We start from the raw sequence: 16368 nt of genomic DNA, 5'->3' as shown, positions 1-16368 counted from the left end.
GCGAGGTGGACCCAGCCTCTTCGGAAGTGACGAGGCTGCTATGCCAAGCCGTGTACACGCGCCCAGACCGGGTCAAAGCCGTCAAAGCGTGGTGGCGCAAGTTCAGAGGCAGGGGCAAGAAGCCAGACAAACCCCGCCGCAGTACCCGCAGGCGCATCTATCTGGAAGGCAGCGACGACTGCCCGCCCTTGGGCGAGCCCATGGCGCAGTGGGTTGTGGATCACGTCCTGCACGGACCGCCGCTGCCCGTCCCGTCGTACGCATTCGACCTCGTACCAGTGGTGGCGCACAGTCTGCGTGCCCGGCGACGCCGGTGGGCCCGACGTGTGGCGGGGCTGCTCCTGGCTGCCCTCGTGGTGTACGCGGCACCCTGGCCGGCCGCTGTCTGGGGAGCGGTCGTCTTGGTGGCTCTCTTGATGCGATGGGCCGCCTACCGGGCGTTGCGTAAGGGCAGGACGTCGAGGCTGGTGAGGTCGCCCCGTGTGGCATATCTCGTGCTGTGCGTGCCGTGGCTGCTCGCGGTCGTGCCATACCAGCCCGTCGGTGGCGAGGCCGTCGCGCTGCGGATCGGGCTGCTGCTGTTGCCGTTCGCGCTGCTGCTCGGAGCCGCGCTGGTGTGTGTCGGCGACCGGCTCGCGGCGCGGGCAGCGTTGGCCCGGCTCGTCCGGGAGGGCGTGTCGTCCGATCGGTTGCCTTGGGCCGCCCCGAAAGGCCGGCACCGGATGGTGCGCATAGGCAAGGAACAGTCCTGGCAGGAGCTGCCGTACGACGAGCCCGAGCGTTTCGTAGGAGCCGGGCGCGATGTATGGGGCGCCGCAGACATCGCCATCCCTTTGAAGCCGAAGGATCCGGACGAGTCGGTAAAGTCGTTCGGGGAGGCGGAGCTGCTGCGCCGGATGGGCGGGGCGGTGCGGGGGCTGGGGCGTGGGGCTCGGGAGATCACTGATCCGCTGCCCGGTCTGACCGTGACCGACGTGCAAGGGTTGCCGGCGGCACTGTGGCTGCAACGCACCCGCGCGGCGAAGCTGGAGCTGCCGGACCTGCGCGGCCGGGGGCGCCGGTCACCGTCCGGCGTGCCGGACCGGCTGTATCTGCGGGCGCAGTGTGTCAGCTGGGACGGGCAGGTCGTGGTCAGCGTGTTCGTGCACGCCGCGCTGGAGGCGGGCGAACTACGGCTGACCGTACGCCCGCAGGTGATGACGCCCCTGTACAACGAACTGCGGGTGACCGACGCGCCAGTCACCAAGCATGGGACCCGGCTGCTCGGCTGGATCGTGACGCAGTCGCTCCTGGACGCTGCCGTGGGCCCCCTCGCCCTGTGGCGCTTCGTGGCACGGCTCGGGCTCGGTGAGCAGGCGGAGGAAGACCGCGCCGAGGAGAAGGATCCGGTCAGCCTGCGCGATCGGTACTCCACCGAAGAGGTCACCGACATGCACCAGAGCGATGACGCCAAACGGCACGTCGTGCTGATGCAGACCTGCATCTTCCGGACCGTCGCCCAGTATCTCGATGAACTGGGTGTGGACACCGCTCAGTACGAGCGCCAAGTGGCCGCGGTCATCACCAACATCCAGGTGTACGGCGACAACAACGCACCTATCCAGAACGTTGCGGGCAGTGACATCCGCAATGTGGGCCAGGGCAACGGCAACCAGGGAGGCAAGTGATGGTGTTTGGACGGCGTCGTCCCGAGCCGGAGCACGGGCACGACTCGGGCATCAGCATCGGTGGCAACAACAACGCCCCGAACCAGAACGTTGTGGGGCAGAACATCTCCCACGTGCACCAATCTGCCTCCGTCCAGGGCGCGGTCGACATCGACACCGTACGAGAGCTGCTCGCTTCCTTCCGCGCCGACGTAGATCGCAACGAGGTGGGCCTCGCCAACGCTGTGGTGCTGCGCGCCATGGCGGACACTGTCGACACCTCGCTGGCGGCGCCCGACGCGCAGGCCGGCGGACTTCGGCAGATCGCCCAGGCGCTTCCCGCCTTGGTGGCGGGAACCGTGGTGCAACAGGGCGGTGAAGCGCTCGCCCACGCCATTGCCGGATGGCTGAGTTGATGCGTCGAACGCCGCCCAGGGGGCACGGCGGATACGGGATACGGCGTTCCGGCCGTCGTCCGCCGTGTACGCGGATACAGTGCTGCAACCAGTGGGGGAGACAACACAGATGGACGAAATGACCTTCGCCGTGACGACAGTGGCTGCGGCGCTGCTGGGTGAGGCATCACAGGACGCCTACGTGAGGGCCCGGGACATCATCCGGCGTGTGTTGCACCGGGGCGGCCGACCGGATGCCCAGACCGTCCTTGATCGCCTCGACCAGGACCGGGCGAGAGTGGCGCTGTGTTCCCCACCGGAGCGCGGTGAAGCGGCGCGCGTCGCCGCAGCCGAGTGGGCCTCCGCCCTGGAACAGCTCGTACAGACAGACCCTGCGGCCTACGTGGAGTTGCGCGCCCTGACTGGACTCGATCGGCCGACCTCCGTGACCAATCAGCACAACCACGGCCCGGGCACCTTCATCAACGGCAACGTCGAGGGCGGGCTCACGATCAATCACGACACGGCGCATGACAGAGACACCTGAGCCGCGGAGAGAAGGAGACCAGCACAACCACGGTCCTGGGATCTTCATCGCCGGCAATGTCATCGGCGACGTCCACCATCATGCTCAGCCCTCACCTGGCGGGCGTACCGGCGAGTCTCCTGTGGAAGCAGGTGCCCACGGCGGTGGAGAGGCAACTCCGGGTGGAGAACCGACGGAGGGCGAGGAAGATGGCCCACTCTGGTCACTGCTCGGCTATGCCTGGTGCACCCTCATGCTCTTCGGGATGGCCGGCTACGTGCTGAAGGCTGCGTTCACGTCGGAGGTGCCGACGACAGAGCGTGTTATGTCGGTACCCACGGCAGCCGGTCTGGCCCTGGGCGGCCTCGTGGTCCTAGCGTTCACGTTCGCATCCCTCGCCGAGATCTGCGCCGCAGGTGCGGTCAACGCGGCCGGCTCGGCTCGCAGACGAGGGCAGGAAGGCCGCCGCGCCGCCGCGCGGATGAACCTCCGACATGCCCGCATTGCGGCCCGCTGGGCTCACAACAGCGCTGTACTCGCTGGCGTCGTCGCGGCACTCATGGGTTTCCTGGCCGTAAGCAAAAAGGCGGCAGACCGTGCCCAAGAGGCCCGGCAGTGCGCCGATTCCGAGGTCGCGAAGGCTCACACAGCACTGAGCGGTCAGAGCCCGGCCAGACACGGCAACTGAGGTTCCTGCCTCGCCAGGATCCGAATCGGCCTGAGCTGTTCCGCTCCTGGACTGATGCGAGCCAGCCGTGGCGGTGGATACGAGATTCGAACTCGTGAGGGGTTGCCCCCAACACGCTTTCCAAATGTTCGTCTGGGGGTTCGGGGAAGATCGTGAGCGTTCTGACCTGCGGCGGAGCCGTTGGTCGTCGGGCCTCTGAACCATCCCGGACGTAGGTGAATGAGACCAGAACTGAGACCACGGAGCCTGAGCCTTCTGCCAGGTCTCGACGACGGCCGAACCCTGGTTCTGGATCACTTTCAGTGCCGGAGCCAGCGTTCAGCCGCCGCCGACGCCAGGCCAGCGGCCCGATTCTGCAGCTGGTCTCGGGTCTGCGGTGACCAGATCGGCGGTTCTCGGCTCGCGCACGGCTTCTTACTGACAGTGAGGTATTTGTGAAACTCCCGAGGGCATAGGGACTTGCGATGGGGCTGAGCCCACGAGGTTCCGGAGGGGGAGAATGTGTCGAAAGCCGAGTTTGGTGCGCTGATCTTCGCTGCTTGGACAATGTCGATATGGGCCTTGACCATGACGGCAACGTCGCAGCGCCGAGGTAACAGAACGCTCTTGGAACGGATCTGCTGGGCTCACGGGAGGGCACACGCAAGACGGCGCCGTGCTCACCTGGTACGCCAGATCCGCGACAGCTCCTTGGCGACGCGTCCAGACCATTTGACGCTGGACTACTTGCAGCGCGAAGACGTCCTCTATCAGGTGTCCAGGAGGGCGCTCGCCATCAAGGTGATCGTCCCCGTCGTGACATCCTTCTCAGCAGGTGGCGCCCTTGCAGCAGCCGTCGAACGCACACGCTGGCACATCTGGCGCGACGCCCTCGCTGTGGGGGCCATGATGATGCCCATATTGATCACTGCCGTGATCGCCTCGCTTGTCACAAATCAAGGCATGCAACGGTGGACAACCGAGGCTGTGACGGTCACGGTACGTAGGGCCTATGAGGCACTCCTCCAGCCTTTGGAGGTAACGGGGAAGGAGCCTCCGACGGCATCGCCCTTCAACTCCCCACACGTTGCGGCAGTCCGAGCGTTGGAAGACTTCGCCATCGCGCTGGAGAGGTATGCCATGCAACGTGCGCTTCCTGACGGCCGCAACCCCATGCCCCAGGTCGTGGCCCGGTTCTCAGTAGCCGCTGCCCTCGTGCGTGAGCTTCGGGACGGGGTTGAACTTGACCGCATCGACGGTGCGAAGCGCGCTCTGCTCGAAGTGGAGCGGATTCTGAAAGTCCTCGCCACGGGCCAGCTGCACGATCTCGCACCCGGAGATATATCCGCTGATGGGCTGTTGCACAGCCACCGGGAGCGCAGAGCCTGGCGGCAGCAGGTGCTGCGAGGCTCTGCGTTTACCCTCTGTCTCGCTGGCATCGTCTTCGCCCTGGCTTCGTCAGCTGTGGGCGTCGCCCTGGCCACGGCTGCCGCTGCAGGGCTAGTAGCTACTTGGGACAAGATCCTTCGTCTCTCCACCAGCTCGGACGCGAATAGGTCAGCGAGCAGCTGACCGCTGATGGTCGACTCAGATCGGGGGAAGTCAGCCTGAGCACCCAATGCCCGCTAGTGGGTAGTGGCGCTTGCACCCTGGTCAGCCCTCTGTTTCTGGCGTGTTCCCGTGTTCCAGGTAGGCAGTCACGCCGTTGGCGCGAGCCTCGATACCGGCAGTGATACGGCGTACGAGGCGGGGGATGGTGAGTTCCGGCAGCTCTCCAGCGTCATGGAAGGCGTAGCCGCGGAGCTCGTTGGCCTGTAGTGCGATGTGCTGGCATTCGTCCGCGGTGAGGTGACCGCCGTCGAATAGGTAGAGGACCTTGTCCCCCTCCCCCGGATTCGGCGCCCAGTCCACCACGAGCAAGTGGCTGATGGCGGGCTTGATGCCCAGCTCCTCGTGGACTTCGCGCACGCAGGCTTGCAGGGGTGACTCCCCGTGCTCGACGTATCCGCCAGGGATGTCGCGGTAGTCCTTGTACGAGGGTTCGACGAGCAGGATCCGGTCGGCGTCGTCGAAGAAGAGGGCGCCGGCTGCCATGCGCGGGCGGGCCATCTTCGCTTCGTGCTCGTTCTCGCTCACGGGACTGACTCTAACCGCCGACGACGCCGAGCCTGCGGGCCAAGTCCGCCACAGACTGGGACGGCCGGCCTCGGGTGCCGCGGATCCAGCCGATGGTCAGTTCCCGGCTCAGGTAGTGGTGGCGCACCTGTTCGGGGGCGTCCCGTTCGGCGTCCAACAGTGTGGCCAGGGCTTCATCGGTCCGGTTCCAGGCGCTGAGCGCTCGGGCGACCTCCAGGCTATGCCTCACGCGCCGTTCCACGGGCAGGCCGCTGGTGTCGATGCGTTGCCCGAGGTCTGCCGCGATCTGGATGTCCCCGAGTTCGCCGGCGGTGGCGACGCAGTGGATGGCCACGTTGGTCGGGCCGAAGGCAGTCCACAGGTGGTTGGCGTCGGCGCCAAGCCGCCGCGCGGCTTCGTCGGCTTCCCGGAGGAAGGTCTGCGTAGTCGTCCGGTCCTCCGCTCGGGCGGCCGCCATGGCGCCAGCGAGGAAGAGCGTGCCGTAGACCGAGAGGTACTCGTCGTTCGCGGTGCCCAGGCCGGGCTGCATGACTGCCGCCGCGTCGTTCACCAGCTGGATCGCTGCGGTGAAGCGGCCGGTGGCCATCAGGCAGTGCGTGACCGCCCGGAAGAGCGAGCCCGTCACCGTGCTCTGGCCGCATCGCTGCGCGGCAGCCAGGCCACGGTCGGCGGCGATCCATGCCAGTTCCGACTCCCCGACCTTGCCCAGCACGAGTGCCGCACCGTGGTAGGCCAAGGCGAGCTGGGCATGCGCCTCCTCACCTTCGCGCCCTGAGTACGCGCGGGATGCGACAAGAGCATCGGCCAGGACGAGGGGAAGACGTCGCGTGGCGAAGCCGTAGCGGGACGCCTGGTAGGCGTCGAGTACCTCCTTCACATTGGCCCGAAGGTCATTCAGGGCGGGTGGTTCGTCATCGGGTGGGGATCCCAGCAGGGGTGTGAGCTGCTTGTAGTCCATGAGGGCTTCGCGCAGGGCTGGGACCGTGCGTCGGCCGCTGTCGTTCGACCACTCCATGAGGGTCGGCTCGGCGAGCAGGTCTCCCAGGGAGACGTCGAGGGCCTCGGCGAGTGAGGTGATCACCGAGAGGCGGTCGAGTTCGATCCGGTTGTTCTCCGCTTTGCTCAGCCAGTCTGTGGTGCGCCCTACAAGCCCGGCTAGGACCTCCTGGGAGAGGCCACGTCGGCGGCGGTACCAGGCGACGCGTTCACCGATGGTCAGATGCTCTGTCATCTCTCGCATGTCCTGAGCATCACCTCGTGGCCGAAAGGGACCCCGGAAGGATTTTCCGGGGTGCTGTGGGACTCCTTGCCTACTGTCGCAGGAGACCGAGAAAGCCGGCGGGCAAATGTCATCAACTTCCCTTTCCTCGGCTGGCTTTGACGCTCGGCTCTGCTTCTCAAGCGGGAGTGGGGCACGGCCCGCGGAATGGAGGTGTAGAGGGTGCGCAGTTCTGGACTGCCATCAAACCCCCAGAGAACGGCCGTAGTGCCAGCTTGACGCACGGTCGCTCTACGCAGGTCAGGACCAGGGTGTAGGGGGGGTGCACGTAGGAGTGCACGAGTGCACCCCCAAGTGCACGCTCCCGACGTTGCCGTCACGGCGCCACAGTTGAAGCACCGCCGCAAGATCATCACGGTCACCTTGATCTGGTGGCAGCCCACTCTCCTTCGTCTATTGGACGCCTCTATGAGGCGCCTCCGGGTCGTGGAAGCCCAGCCAGCCGGAGATTCCGGTTCTGCACGGATCACCGATCTACTTATGGAGCCTCACCATGCGCTATCCGCCGACGTGCGCCCCCCTGTCGATGGGGACGTCCGCGATCGCTACACGCCCAGTGGGTGATGTGGTGATTGCGGCCAGGCTGGCCGTTCCCAGCGATGCGTCCTCTGGCATCGCCGAGACGCGGAGCCGTAGGGACCTCGCGCCCCACTCCGACGCTGGCGCGTACAGCCGCCGGCTGGGGGCGGTGAAGCCCGACCGTCGGCTCTTCCGGGCGGTTCTCCGAGAAGTCGGTGACGCCCCATGGCCGACCCTCTCCTGCGGCGATGGCGGTGGCGGTGGCGACGAGCTGGCCGGGAGGATGCCATGAGGAGTCAACCGCAGCTGCAACGCCAATCGCCGGGACGGACGCTGCTGCTGGACGCCTGCGGAGTCCTGTTGGGTGAACCCATGGAGCCGTTGTTCCGTGCCGTCGCCGCTTCCAGCGGGCTGCGCCCTGCTGCGGTCGCCGAGCTGTTCAGGCAGCGGTTCCGCGACGATCTGTGGGCCGGACGCATGGATGAGACGTCTTTCTGGAGCTCCCTGGCCACGGCCTGCGGGCTGGAGCGCGCTCCAGCGGTGTGGCGTTCGGTCGTCGACCAGTCCATGCGGGCTATGCCTGTGGTTCACCGGCTCCCCTCCTGGGGTCGGCAGGCCCGGCTGGTCCTGATCTCGAACCATCGGCACGAGTGGCTAGTACCGCGACTGGAGGCTCTCGCCCTGACCAGCCATTTCTCGGAAGTGTCGATCTCCAGCATCACGGGAGCGGTCAAGCCTGATCAGGCGGCGTACGACCGAGTGCTCGGCAGCACTGACCGGGCCCAGACCCTCTACGTGGACGACAAGCTGGCGAACGTCGCTGCCGCCAGGTCGCTTGGTGTCACGAGCCTGCTGGCCGATGCCGACGGCCGATGGACGAATGAGGTGGACGCGTGGCTGGAATGCTGACCGGTCCGACGGAAAAGGCGATCAGTCAGGACTTCGTCGACGGGATCCCCGATCTCATCGCCTTGCTGGAACCGGCCGTGGCCGACATTGCTCGCGAGGGTCGGCAGTGGGTCTTCTATGGCAGCCTGCCGCTCGGCCAGGGGCGCGAGGGCAGCGATCTCGACGCGTTTCTCCTCCATGACGGCAGCGCCAGTAGTGCTCCGCACCGGCGAAGTGCCTGGTGGGGTGGGACACCCGTGACGATCTACGTGCTGTCGCACGGAGACCTGGCTGACGACGGACTGAGACGCCAGTTCGGCGGATACTTCACGCTGAAGCTGTTCGGTCCCTTCGTAACGAACCAGCCCGAGCGTGATCTATCGCTTTCGCAGCACACCGCCCGGTTCCTGGCGCCCCTCGGTGAGTTGCTCGCCCTGGGGCAGCCGGACACGCCCTGGAGCGCTGACCAGCTGCTCGCACACGCGCATCTGGCATTCCTCGACCTCTACCCGGACGCTGCGGGCTACCTGGCCAGGCTCCTTCGTAACCCCCAGCTGATGGCCCGAGTGTGGAGGCACCAGCGCCACACGTACCTCGAAGCACTGCGGGCCGCGGGGTACATCGCCCCCGCGGGCGCTCACGGGGGCTGGGTATACACCGGGCTGACACCAGTCGATGACGCCGACCGAGAACGCGCACGCTGCACGGCTCGGTTCTGGGCTTTCGGGGCCGTGTGCCACGAAGCGGACCCCAGCTTCCCCGATGTGTATTTCGGCAAAACGGACGCTCATGCAACGCCACACGAGCAGCACTCGGCTCTGGCGTTCCTCCACGGCATCGCCGAGGGGGGAGGTGCGCCATGACCATGACCCTGGCGGCGTGGCACGCGGCATGCAACCAGCAGACCGCCGCTCTCGAAGGGCACCGTTCACGCCAGTTCGGTCTCCGGCCGCTCGTCGGTTCCGTTGTCGGGGCGCAGGGCACAAGAGAGTCGGTGCTGCCCGGCGAGGTCTGGGCGACCCAGACGTTCGGTGGTTCACAACCGTCTCCCCACTCGGTCGGCTCTCCGAACTCGGTCGGCTCTCCGATCCGCGTGGGGTTCGCCGGCCGGCGCCTGCACCTGGGCCACCTCGGGCTAGCACGTACGGCAGCTCAGATGGCCGACGGCGGTGCACAACTTCTGCTGTTCGACGCCTCGGTCGATTCCACATCCATCGTCGATTGCTTCCGCACCGCGGTCTGTCACTACGCAGGAGCCTCTATACCCGGCCAGCTCATCGAATACGGCCCCGACCTGCGGCGGTGGCAGAACCAGGCGCTGTCCGGGCTGAGGCTGGACAAGATGCGCCGCCTCTACGGCTGGGACAGCAGTACGCCAGCGAGTGCACTGACCGACCTGGAAGCCATGATCAGCTTCTTCCTCTACACCCCGCAAGGCATGGAGGGGGGAGGCGCCGCCCTGGTCGACGCCATGCAAGCACCGCACTCGGCCCTGCTTCCCCAAGCCGCACGGGCTGTCGATGCCAAGCTTCCGGAGCTGCTCTACCGCCGGCTCTTCCCAAGCCTTCGGCGGGGAGGCGAGCGGGGCAGTGTCCGCGAGCCGTCCTCGGTGGTCTTCGCGGACGACGACGAGGCGACGGTCCAGCGTAAGTTTCTGCGCTCACGGACCGGTGGCCGGGCGAGCGTCGAGGAGCAGCGTGCCCTCGGTGGGGACGCGACGCGATGCTCGGCGTTCGCGATGATCGAGCTGCTGTGCCCACCGGAGACCGCCCAACGGGCGCTGGACGGCTGCCTGTCGGGGCGGAGCTGCGGGGACTGCAAGGCGGAGCATATGGCCGGAGTGGTCTCCGGGCTCCGCGCCGCTACCAGGACGCCCCTACGCGCGGGCACCTCCTCTCAAGTGGGACTCACCGTCAGCCGGGCCGCAGGCGGACTGCACCGCCCGCCGCCCCGCGACGCCACGGACCTGGAGGCTGCCATCGCGGAACGGTCTGGAGTACACCCCGACCAGGTTGTGGTGGGCCACGGCTCCACGGAGGTCATGGACTGGCTTTTCCGTATCCAAGCCGGCTCCGGTGGAAAGGTGGTCGCAACAGAGCCGACTTTCGATCTGTACCAAGAGCTCGCTGAGCGCCACCACCTGCGGTATGCGGCTGCTGCGTGGGACCCGCGCACCTTCAATCATGACGCTGCGGCCTTGGTCCGCCTGGCCGACCGGGACACGGCCCTGTGCATCATCGACGTCCCGCACTCCGTCTCCGGAGCCGTCGGCCAGGTCACCGAGCTGCTCGACCGCCTCTTCGAGGCTCTGCCTGATGACGCGGTCGTACTGCTCGACCTCGTCTACGCCGACTTCATGAACATACCAATCGAACCGGCCTCGCGACTGCTCAGCCGGTATCCCCGCACCGTGCTGTTCGGGTCGATGTCCAAGGCTCACTGCCTGCTCGGCGCCCGAGTCGGGTACGCACTCGCAGCTACCCCCTTGGCCGATCGGCTGCGCTCCCACCGGCTGCCGTACGCGATGGACTCGCTGGCGCTCACCGCGGCTCACAGCGCGCTGATGGACGACGAGTCGCGTCAGCGGACCGTACAGGCCAGCCATGAAGCCCGGGCACGGATCACGGCCACCCTCCAGGGCCTCGGCATCGCGTACGTGCAGACCGAGGCGAACTTCCTCCTGATGGATCTCGGCACCCGCTTCGCACCGGTCGCTCGCCGCCTGCGGGCCGGTGGGACGTCGTTCCGAGATGGCCGGCGCTGGTGTATGCCCGGCTGGATGCAGATCCATCTGATCGATGTGCCGTTCATCGAACCCTTTATCGAGGCGCTTCGGCAGGACACGACCGGCGAGAATGGGACCTCATCTCACCGTCCGTGGTTACTCCACAAGGAAATTGAAGGGCCATCAGTTCCATGACTGACCAGCGCATGCTCACTGGAGACCGACCCACCGGAAAGCTGCACCTCGGCCACTACGTGGGCAGCATCGCCAATCGGGTGCAGCTCCAGCACAAGTACGAGACGTTCCTGATCATCGCCGACCTGCATATGCTCACCACCAAGAACACCCGGGAGGACATCGCCAAGGTCTCCACCAACGCCCGGGACATGGTCCTGGACTCCCTCGCGGCTGGCATCGACCCGGCCCGGGCGACCTTCTACCTGCAATCGGCGATCCCCGAGGTCAGCGAGCTCAACACCCTGTTCCAGAACCTGGTGACCGTACCGCGCCTGGAACGTGTGCCCAGCCTGAAGGACATGGCTCGGGACTCGGGCAAGGAGGAGATGCCGTACGGCCTGCTTGGCTACCCCGTGCTCCAGGCGGCCGACATCCTCTGCGTCAAGGCGCACGTCGTACCCGTCGGCAAGGACAACCACGCCCACGTGGAGGTCACCCGGGAGATCGCCCGCCGGTTCAACCACCTCTATGGGGAGACCTTCCCCGTCCCCGAGCTCGTCGAGAGCGACGTGCCCACGCTGGTGGGCACCGACGGCCAGGGGAAGATGAGCAAGTCCATCGGCAACGTCATCTACCTCTCCGACAGCGCCGAGGACGTCCGCAAGCGGGTAGCTGGTATGTACACCGACCCCAACCGGGTCCGCGCGGACATTCCCGGCACTGTGGAAGGCAATCCCGTCTTCGTCTATCACGACGTCTTCAACGACAACGCGGCGGAGGTCGCCGACCTCAAGGAACGCTACCGAGCGGGCAAGGTCGGCGACGTAGAGGTCAAGGACAAGCTGGCCGCCGCCATCAACCGCTTCCTCGACCCGATGCGGGCGCGCCGAGCACGCTACGAGGAACAGAGCGGCCTCGTCGACGAAATCATCGTCGAAGGCACCGAACGCACCCGCCGCGAAGTGCAGCAGGTCGTCTTTGAAGCCCGCAAGGCGATGGGCCTGACCGCCGCTTACAACCAGCTGCGCCGCAAGGCCGAGCGAGCCCGCAAGAGCAGGGAAAACACAGCCCCCTGAAGAGCACAGGGATACCCATGCCTTTTGGTATATCGGTGCGGGAGCGGCCCTTAAGCTCCCGCACCGCCCACACCGTCCGCATCGTCCGCACCGGCTCCTCGGGAGCCCTCGTCCGCATCGTCCAACGACCTGACGGCTCGCTCGTGGCCGTCAAGACCGCAAGAAACCCGCGAGTGTCCGCCGCCCAGCAGGCCCGCGCCCGGGACACCATCGCCCCCTACTTCGGCGCCAGGCTTCCTGAGGTTCTCTTCGCCGGCCACCACCACGGCAGCGACACCCTGATCACTCGCTGTCCCTCGGTAACCACCCTGGCGGACGCCGCCCTCGGCCCCCGGCCCACCAGCCAGGCAGCCGCCGCATGGACCGAGGTCACTGAGGCACTCTGCCGGGTGTGGCTCCAGTCCGCACGGCCCGGCTTCGAACCCGCCCTGGCCACCAGAAAACACTCACTACGACTGGAACGTGCCCGCCACGGCTTACATCACGCCGGGCACCGCCTGCGACTTCCAATCGACGGCGGGCACCACATCATCGTCAACGGCACGGACCACGGCCCCCTGGACCGGATACTGCATCGACTGGCAGCCCTCCGACCACCCACGATTCGCGTTGCCTGCCACGGAGACCCGCAACCTCGCAACATCCTGCTCGACCACGCGAACCAGTGGCACCTGGTGGACTGGGAGTGGTCCGGCCACCACCAGGACTGGCGCATGATGACCAGCCACCTCGTCGGCTGGTGGTACGTCGAGAGCCTCCTGGCCGGTACGCACGGCCGCCTCACACCTGCACGCTCCGCACTCGACCTCAGTTACACCACCCCGTGCCCGGCCAGTGTCTCAAGGTGGACCGCTCCGGCGGTCAGTGCCTTCCGGCGGATGAGCCGGCCCGGCGAACTCGAACAGGACCTCGGCGCGCTCGCTGCTCACACCGCGATGCTCCTGCTCCGGGAAATACCCCAGGTCATCGTGGACGGAAGACACCAGCTATTCGCTCCGCTGCTTGGCGAGGCGGCCCGGATCCTCGGCTCCTCCCACTCCGACCGTCCGCACCCGCTGCTGGAGCCCTTCACCGATCCGCGGCAGACCGACGGGAGCTCAGTGTGATCACGATCGGCCTGGCACTGCCGCACTACGACGGTCTCTTCCCCACTCCAGGAGTCACCGGAGCACACCGGACACGCAAGGCACTGGCCTACGCACAAAGAGCCGAGCAGGCAGGGCTGCACCAGGTCTGGGTATCGGACCATCTCTGGCTCGATGTCGCCCCTCAGGACCGTCGCCGCTCCCCGGACTGCTGGACTCTCTTGGCCGCGATCGCAGCGACCACCCGCCGCATCCGGATCGGATCCTTGGTCACCCCCGCACCGCTGCGCGCCCCCGAACTGCTGGTCCATCAGATCGCCACAGTCGCCGATCTCGCCGGAGAACGCGTCGACATCGGCCTCGGGGCTGGCTGGAACGCCGACGAATTCGCAGCGGCAGGCCGCCGGTTCCCCGCGGTTGCCGACCGGCTCGCCAGCGTGGAAAGAACCGCCGCCCTGATCCGCGCAGAGTTGGGTCCTATGGCACCGCAGGTCTGGGTAGGAGGCAAACGCAGCGGGATTCTGGGCGTCGCCGCACGTATCGCCGATGGCTGGAACCTGGCCTGGAACCCCACTCCTGCCGACTACCGACGATGTCTCGGCCGGCTGAACACAGCACAGCCATCGGCACGGAGAAGCACCGTGCCGATCCTCCGCTCCGTCGGGCTCACCACCGTCATCGGAACCGACGAAGCTGATCTCCACCAACGATGGACCAGGCTGCGCCGCTGGGTGCCCGGCGGCCACCTCGACGGGCTCAGCTTCGACGCATGGCGCAGCCGGGGGCTGATCGGCACCCCAGACGAGGTGCACAACCGGCTCACCGCATGGAAGAGCCTCGGGGTCGACCACGTCGTGTGCGCCCTCGGCATGCCCTTCGGTCTGTTCGACGACGAGCAGGTCGATCTGCTCACAGCCGCAGCGCGCCGGGCTGGAGCCGCTACCACCGCCAAGCCAATCACTCAGGAGGGAACAACATGATCGATCTTCCCGATCCGGCCGCAGCATTCCAGCACGAACAGGACTTCCTCCTGTCCTGCGGCCCCAGCCGCATCGGCAAGATCCTCGCGCTCTACGACATCTACCAGCGGATTCGCCCAGTCCCCGGTGCGATCGTCGAGTGCGGCGTCTTCCGCGGGGGATCCTTCACCATGTGGGCGATGCTGCGACACCTGCTGGAGTCCGAGCACACCCGGCCCCTCATCGGCTTCGACACATTCGGGGAATTCCCCCGTACCCACGCCGAATCCGACCAACGCATCGTCGACCACATCCAGCAGGTCGCCGGCCTCGACTGCATCGGAGTAGAGCAGCTCCTTGAGACCCTGGGCCGACGGGACCGCGGGCTCGAAGCGAACACGACGCTGGTCCCGGGCGACGTCTGCGAAACGGTCCCCCAGTACGTCGCCAACCATCCCGAGCTCGCCATCTCGCTGCTCGTGATCGACACCGACCTCTACGAGCCAGCCGTCACCTGCCTCAACGAACTCGTTCCCCTGGTGTCCCCGGGCGGCATTGTGATCGTCGACAACTACGGGGTCTTTCCCGGCGAGACCCGGGCGTTCCGCGAGTACCTGGCAGCCCACCCGGGCACCCGGCTGGAGCAGCCCGCCCACACCGGGCACCTCATGCACTTCTGCCCGTCCGTAGCAGCCGCTCTGCCGAACTAGCCATTTCCCGAAGAGCAGGCTGCCCGGGATTCAGCAGTGAGGCACAGCCGCGTCGGCCGGTAGCCCAGGAGAACTCACGAGTTTGGTGTACCGCCTTGTCCGCCTGTCGTCTCCAGACGCCGAGGCGGACAAGGTGCAAGCGCTGGTCGAGGAGGCGCTCGGAGAGTTCCCCGCCCTCACTGACGAGCCGGACTCCGACAGGATTGTGCTGAGCTGATGATGAAGCGGACGCTAGGAGAGGTCTCTGCGGAGTGCCAGAAGCGCCTGATCACGCACTATGGTCCCGAGGTCTCCTGGTGGCTCGACACCGTTCCCGCTCTGTTTGCCCAGGCGGCGGAGCGCTGGAATCTCACGCTCGGGGGGTACCACGACGCTGGATGCGCCTCCGTGATCGCCACGGCCGGCACCCTCGACGGGCGTCCGCTGCTCCTCAAAGCGTGGGCCGATCCCGCCCGGTTCCGCAACGAGGTGATCGCCCTGCGTCTTTGGGCGCGCGGTCCCATTGCGGACGTGGTCGAGGTGGCGGATGACCTCGCCGTGGCGGCTCTGGAGATTATCGGCGGCCGGCCAGGCGGCGACGAACGACCGCCACGGGAGCTGCAGACGGTGGCCGCTGCCCTCCATGGTCTCCACACCTTCGGCCGTCGCCGTCACCGACCGCGTGGCCTCCCATCTCTGGCCGCATACCTGCACCAGGAAATACGCCCGCGGGTGTGGCGCAGGCTGGAAGTGCTCGACCTTGGCCCATGGCGCGACCTCGTCAGCGCGATCTTCCCCGAACTCCTGGTCTTGGAGGAGGACGACGGCCGCGCGACGGTCCTGCACACGGACCTCTACCGCGAGAACGTGCTTTTTGACTGGCTGGGACACCCACGGTTCATCGATCCCCTTCCGATGGTGGGCGACGCCGCCTTCGACTGGGCGTTCTGGACTGTGTACTACGACCTCGGGCACGACACCGGCACTCGCCTGGCTACAGCCGCCCGGGTTGCCCATATCCCCGTCCCCGTGCTCGCGCCGTGGTGCCGAGCCCTGGCGGTGGACGGTCTCCTCCACTACCTCGAAACCGCCGACCCACGCGCACGACGGATGGCCGACCTCCTCGCGTGGCTGTCCGCGCCAGCCCCAGGGAACCGGCCATGACGACTTAGGTCCTCCCCATGAGCGGGCTCGCTCGGGCGTTTCCGAAGCCAAGACTGCCGTCGGCGACAGCATGTAACTCGCCGACTATCTGCGCACCTACGGGCGGATGCTGGCGAGGCTGAAGAAGAGAGCCGTCATGCGCTTGCGCCAGGAGCGCCTCGCGTCAGGCTGTCAAAGCCGGTCGTGCCGAACGCGGTGGCTCAGACCCGGCTGATCTGGGACGACTCGGTTAGCTGGCAAGGATCGGCGCCGACTGGGTTCGATGGCAACGGACACAGTTCTGTCCTTTGACATCCAACCCAGTCGTTGACGCGCCGTCTGACCTTGGGTGGACTAACTTGGATGTCAAGTTCCCGAGTGCGCCGGTGGCCGCTTCAGCGCTCGCTGTGGAGCTGAGGGCGGGTCGAGAGGGTCAAGGTCGCTGCTCGTCGCGACTG

The 16368-nt window shown here is 66.9% G+C and carries 15 protein-coding genes; 13 read left to right on the top strand and 2 right to left on the bottom strand.

Features of this window, described 5'->3' with window-relative positions:
* Positions 1-482 precede the first annotated feature (482 nt).
* From M878_RS98405 to M878_RS48320, 5 genes are all read left to right on the top strand, one after another.
* Positions 483-1667 carry a hypothetical protein gene (locus M878_RS98405; protein WP_023548295.1) on the top strand — a complete coding sequence of 395 codons (1185 nt, stop codon included), beginning with the start codon at positions 483-485 and terminating at the stop codon, positions 1665-1667.
* A complete protein-coding gene (locus M878_RS69415; RefSeq protein ID WP_023548293.1) occupies positions 1667-2062 on the top strand; it encodes a hypothetical protein in 396 nt (131 codons plus the stop codon). The genes M878_RS98405 and M878_RS69415 overlap by 1 nt, the downstream gene beginning before the upstream one ends.
* Positions 2063-2171: 109 nt before the next feature.
* Positions 2172-2588: a hypothetical protein gene (locus M878_RS69410; protein ID WP_023548291.1), complete on the top strand. Its 417-nt coding sequence runs from the start codon at positions 2172-2174 to the stop codon at positions 2586-2588.
* A gap of 244 nt (positions 2589-2832) precedes the next feature.
* Complete coding sequence (locus tag M878_RS69405) at positions 2833-3255, top strand: hypothetical protein (RefSeq protein WP_158692718.1); 423 nt, start codon at positions 2833-2835, stop codon at positions 3253-3255.
* 726 nt (positions 3256-3981) lie between these two features.
* Entirely contained in the window at positions 3982-4806 is an 825-nt protein-coding gene (locus M878_RS48320) for a hypothetical protein (RefSeq protein WP_245238152.1), read from the top strand.
* Between the two features lie 81 nt (positions 4807-4887).
* On the opposite strand, the gene M878_RS69400 is transcribed toward M878_RS48320, so the two are convergent.
* Entirely contained in the window at positions 4888-5370 is a 483-nt protein-coding gene (locus tag M878_RS69400; protein WP_023548286.1) for an NUDIX domain-containing protein, read from the bottom strand.
* Positions 5371-5380: 10 nt separating this feature from the next.
* Positions 5381-6601 (bottom strand): helix-turn-helix domain-containing protein, encoded by a 1221-nt coding sequence (locus tag M878_RS69395; protein ID WP_023548284.1) that lies wholly within the window; start codon positions 6599-6601, stop codon positions 5381-5383.
* An 855-nt stretch (positions 6602-7456) separates the two neighbouring features.
* On the opposite strand from M878_RS69395, the gene M878_RS69385 reads away from it, so the two are divergent.
* The 8 genes from M878_RS69385 (at position 7457) to M878_RS69350 (ending at position 15931) form a co-directional block, all read left to right on the top strand.
* Positions 7457-8077 carry an HAD hydrolase-like protein gene (locus M878_RS69385; RefSeq protein WP_023548280.1) on the top strand — a complete coding sequence of 207 codons (621 nt, stop codon included), beginning with the start codon at positions 7457-7459 and terminating at the stop codon, positions 8075-8077.
* A complete protein-coding gene (locus M878_RS69380) occupies positions 8062-8919 on the top strand; it encodes a hypothetical protein (RefSeq protein WP_158692717.1) in 858 nt (285 codons plus the stop codon). The genes M878_RS69385 and M878_RS69380 overlap by 16 nt, the downstream gene beginning before the upstream one ends.
* Positions 8920-9212: 293 nt before the next feature.
* On the top strand, positions 9213-10976 hold the full coding sequence (locus M878_RS69375) for an aminotransferase class I/II-fold pyridoxal phosphate-dependent enzyme (RefSeq protein WP_158692716.1): 1764 nt from the start codon (positions 9213-9215) through the stop codon (positions 10974-10976).
* A complete protein-coding gene (gene trpS / locus M878_RS69370; protein WP_023548274.1) occupies positions 10973-12034 on the top strand; it encodes a tryptophan--tRNA ligase in 1062 nt (353 codons plus the stop codon). Before M878_RS69375 ends, trpS begins: the two co-directional genes overlap by 4 nt.
* A 17-nt stretch (positions 12035-12051) precedes the next feature.
* Positions 12052-13140 (top strand): phosphotransferase, encoded by a 1089-nt coding sequence (locus M878_RS96515; protein WP_106962732.1) that lies wholly within the window; start codon positions 12052-12054, stop codon positions 13138-13140.
* Positions 13137-14099, top strand: coding sequence for an LLM class flavin-dependent oxidoreductase (locus M878_RS94520; RefSeq protein ID WP_023548271.1), 963 nt, complete (start codon positions 13137-13139; stop codon positions 14097-14099). The genes M878_RS96515 and M878_RS94520 overlap by 4 nt, the downstream gene beginning before the upstream one ends.
* Positions 14096-14788, top strand: a complete 693-nt coding sequence (locus tag M878_RS69355) for a TylF/MycF/NovP-related O-methyltransferase (protein WP_023548269.1) — start codon at positions 14096-14098, stop codon at positions 14786-14788. Before M878_RS94520 ends, M878_RS69355 begins: the two co-directional genes overlap by 4 nt.
* Positions 14789-15004: 216 nt before the next feature.
* Positions 15005-15931 carry a phosphotransferase gene (locus M878_RS69350; protein WP_023548265.1) on the top strand — a complete coding sequence of 309 codons (927 nt, stop codon included), beginning with the start codon at positions 15005-15007 and terminating at the stop codon, positions 15929-15931.
* Positions 15932-16368 lie beyond the last annotated feature (437 nt).

The sequence above is a fragment of the Streptomyces roseochromogenus subsp. oscitans DS 12.976 genome (genome assembly GCF_000497445.1).
GTDB lineage: Bacteria > Actinomycetota > Actinomycetes > Streptomycetales > Streptomycetaceae > Streptomyces > Streptomyces oscitans.
Note: the sequence above shows the minus strand (reverse complement) of the source record. Positions and strands in the feature narration are given on the sequence as shown.